6 protein-coding genes and 1 other RNA gene are annotated in these 3058 nt (G+C 58.7%); 5 read left to right on the forward strand and 2 right to left on the reverse strand.

The features are described 5' to 3' along the window. Together ssrA and AC2VLV_RS11875 are read left to right on the forward strand one after the other, a co-directional pair. Positions 1-95: a transfer-messenger RNA gene (ssrA, locus tag AC2VLV_RS11870) on the forward strand; the annotation flags it as partial. A gap of 223 nt (positions 96-318) precedes the next feature. Beyond that, the gene (locus AC2VLV_RS11875; protein ID WP_486990185.1) at positions 319-1467 is read left to right on the forward strand and encodes a Fic family protein; all 1149 of its coding nucleotides are present in this window, start codon (positions 319-321) and stop codon (positions 1465-1467) included. Between the two features lie 68 nt (positions 1468-1535). Here AC2VLV_RS11875 and AC2VLV_RS11880 read toward each other — a convergent pair whose 3' ends face one another. Further along, the gene (locus AC2VLV_RS11880; protein ID WP_486990186.1) at positions 1536-1847 is read right to left on the reverse strand and encodes a hypothetical protein; all 312 of its coding nucleotides are present in this window, start codon (positions 1845-1847) and stop codon (positions 1536-1538) included. Positions 1848-1901: 54 nt separating this feature from the next. Then, the gene (locus tag AC2VLV_RS11885; protein ID WP_486990187.1) at positions 1902-2099 is read right to left on the reverse strand and encodes a hypothetical protein; all 198 of its coding nucleotides are present in this window, start codon (positions 2097-2099) and stop codon (positions 1902-1904) included. 51 nt (positions 2100-2150) lie between these two features. Between AC2VLV_RS11885 and AC2VLV_RS11890 the strand changes: the two genes are divergently transcribed. The 3 genes from AC2VLV_RS11890 to AC2VLV_RS11900 form a co-directional block, all read left to right on the forward strand. Further along, the gene (locus AC2VLV_RS11890) at positions 2151-2402 is read left to right on the forward strand and encodes a type II toxin-antitoxin system ParD family antitoxin (RefSeq protein ID WP_486990188.1); all 252 of its coding nucleotides are present in this window, start codon (positions 2151-2153) and stop codon (positions 2400-2402) included. Then, positions 2399-2728: a type II toxin-antitoxin system RelE/ParE family toxin gene (locus AC2VLV_RS11895; RefSeq protein ID WP_486990189.1), complete on the forward strand. Its 330-nt coding sequence runs from the start codon at positions 2399-2401 to the stop codon at positions 2726-2728. Before AC2VLV_RS11890 ends, AC2VLV_RS11895 begins: the two co-directional genes overlap by 4 nt. Before the next feature lie 111 nt (positions 2729-2839). Continuing rightward, positions 2840-3058 (forward strand): hypothetical protein (locus AC2VLV_RS11900; protein ID WP_486990190.1); only part of this gene is annotated, 219 nt, incomplete at its 3' end.

A 3058-nucleotide genomic window follows, 5' to 3' on the forward strand; every position in this document is an offset into this window, starting at 1 on the left:
AGGGTGGCGCGGTTAAAGCCAATAGACAAACTACGCATGTAGATCCGGTGGTCTAGGTACTGCGGACGCGGGTTCAATTCCCGCCGCCTCCACCATACACAAGGGCTCGGATAGTCTCCGGGCCCTTTTTCTTGCCTGAAATCCCTGCGTGGCGCGGGATTCCGGCCACCTGTGCTGCGGGTGGCCATCAGCCAAAACGCCCTGTTCCTAAAACGGGCGAAGTGATTCGCCATGAGGCAATGAAAGCGGTCTTTAATCGTTGCTATTCACACTAAAGAGTGCTTTAATTTGATGGCGCTCTACTAAAGACAGCTTTCAATGACACGCACCACTGGGACCTATTCAATTTCCACGACACTGGGCGAATCGGTGCGCGCATTCGTGCCCCACGCCTTGCCGCCGTCTAACCCTGCACTCTCACCCGTGGTGTTCACCGACCTCAATCGGCTGGCAGAACTCGCGCTTGCACGTTTGGCGGGCGTGTCTGGCTTGGTGCCTTCGGTTGATTGGCTCTTGTACAGCGCCATCCGCAAGGAAGCCCTGCTCACATCGCAGATCGAGGGTACGCAGGCCACGCTGACAGATCTGTTCGACGAGGAAGCTGGCTTCAAGGTCAGCAACACTGACGACGTAGAAGAAGTCACCAACTACCTGCGTGCCTTCCGCTGGACACAGGAGCAACTTCGCGATCCCAAAGGGCTGCTCATCAGCGTGCGGCTTTTGTGCGAGGCACATCGACGCCTGCTGGATGGGGCTCGCGGCGCAGGCAAACAACCCGGCGAGTTGCGTCGGTCGCAAAACTGGATTGGTGGCACACGGCCCGGCAATGCGGTTTTCGTGCCACCGCCGCCGGAGCACGTTCCCACACTGCTGGCCGACATGGAGCGCTTCATCCACGACGAAGCGACGGACCTGCCACCGATGGTCAAGGTGGCGCTCATCCACGCTCAGTTTGAAACCATCCATCCGTTTCTTGACGGCAACGGCCGCATTGGCCGCCTGCTGATCGCGGCGCTGTTTGAACACTGGGGGCTGCTGTCCGAGCCTTTGATGTACCTCAGCGGCTACCTCAAGCAACACCAAGCTGAGTATTACCGTCGTCTGTCGGCCATCCGCACGGAGGGCGACTGGGAATCCTGGGTGACCTTCTTTCTGGAAGGTGTCGCCACCGCTGCGAGCGACGCCGAGAAAAACATCATCGAGATCGCCAGTCTAGTGGCCACCGACCGCCGACGCCTTTTGCGATCTGCAAAAGCAGGCCCGGCCAGCTACCGGCTGTTCGAGATGTTGCCGATGATGCCGCGCTTCACCATTGAACGCGTGAGGCAGCAACTGGACACCAGCTTTCCCACAGCAACGGCGGCTGTAAAAGCTCTGGAAGAGCTGGGCATCGTGACGGAGATGACCGGGCAGAAAAAGAACCGGAGTTACAGCTATCAGGCCTACGTTGAACTGCTCTCTCGTTGACAAACACCCGCAAGTCCGCAGCAACCCGCAGAAGTGATCATCAGCTCGGGAGGTCGGTCGGCGCATGGTCAACCGTCCGCCACCAAATTGAAGGGCTCGGATAATCTCCGGGCCCTTTTTCTTGCCTGAAATCCCTGCGCCACGCGGGATTCCGGCCACATGCGCTGCGGGAAGGACGCCCGTCGCTGGATCCGCTGAACCCTGACCATCGAATCACTGCCCACTTTTACCAAGCCGGCCCGCCAGCGCTGGGAGTCCATTCCTGCCGACATCCGCAAGCGGCTGCTGTCCAAAGTTTGGTGCAGCCACTGCCGTTTTGATACAACGATCACCAATTTCAGCGGCACCATCAAGGGCGGCGACTTGCTGCTGGTGGGCAAGTGTGCTGAATGCCGCAGTGATGAAGCACGGGTGATCGAGGGCTCGTAACCCGTTCAGGCATCAAAGCCCGCCACCATCTCCCGCTGCGCCACCCAGTCGGTTGGCAGCGGGTTCCGCTGGAACCACAGCAGGCTCATGCACTTGGGTTGCTGCCCGACCAGGAAACTCTGGACGATGGTGGGCTCGAGCAGCGTCAGTCGCAGCAGTTCGTTGACCGTCGAGTGGTGCAGGCCTTCGCGCTGGGCTGTCAAACACAAAACATGAATCTTGCCAAATTTTGCCAAACCGACTAATCTTGGGTCATGAGCACAATGAACATATCCCTACCCGACACGCTCAAGTCCTTCGTGGATGAGCAGGTAAATCAAGGCAGCTACGGTACCAGCAGTGAGTATGTGCGTGAGCTGATTCGCAAGGATCAGGATCGCCTGCGCCTGCGCGGCCTCCTGCTCGCGGGTGCGGCGTCTACACCGGCAACCCCAGCCGATCCGGCCTACTTTGAGGGGCTGCGTGACCGGGTTCGCAAGGCGGCCAAGGATGGCGCTCGCGGGTGACGGCCAAGCCCGTTGTTCCGCGTGAGCTGGCCAACCTAGACATTGACGATGCGATTGCCTACTGCCTCAGCGAAGGCGCTGAACCAGCGGCGCTCGGCTTCATTGACGCCTTGGTGCAGGCGTTTGCACACATCGCTCGCCACCCGGCTACCGGATCGCCACGCTCCGCCCACGAATTAAACTTGCCTGGCCTGCGTTTCTGGTCGCTGGCGCGCTATCCCCACCTTGTGTTTTACGTCGAGCGTTCAGAGCACATTGATGTCTGGCGCGTGCTGCATGGCCAACGCGACATCTCAGCGTGGATGCAGGAGCCCGAAAACATCTGAGTCTCGTCCAGTTACAACGCATTCTCCTGAGTTCGTCTCCATACTAGTAGTTGACCTTCTTGTCATGAAATACTTTACTTAACCCGCAGTCATCGCTAACATGCCGCGCTTATGTTTTCCGCTAAAACCGACAATCTGCATCTTGCCAAAGTGACCGGTACTGGCGATCGCCTGGAGGGTCCGGTTGATCTTGCTGTATGGAGCCGTCTGGCTGCGGCGGTGGCGGAACTGGATTCGGTGCAGGCAGATCTGGATTTGCAGCGAAATGGTTCAGTCGTATTGGCAGACGGATTTATAGAGGTTTCTGGACAAATTCGCTGTGAGCGTTGC

Source organism: Thiomonas sp. TH-17, from assembly GCF_057473305.1.

Bases quoted from the DNA above. Each gene is read 5' to 3' on its own strand.
- AC2VLV_RS11890 (WP_486990188.1), top strand. From the start codon at position 2,151: ATGAGCACAATGAACATATCCCTACCCGACACGCTCAAGTCCTTCGTG.
- AC2VLV_RS11875 (WP_486990185.1), top strand. From the start codon at position 319: ATGACACGCACCACTGGGACCTATTCAATTTCCACGACACTGGGCGAA.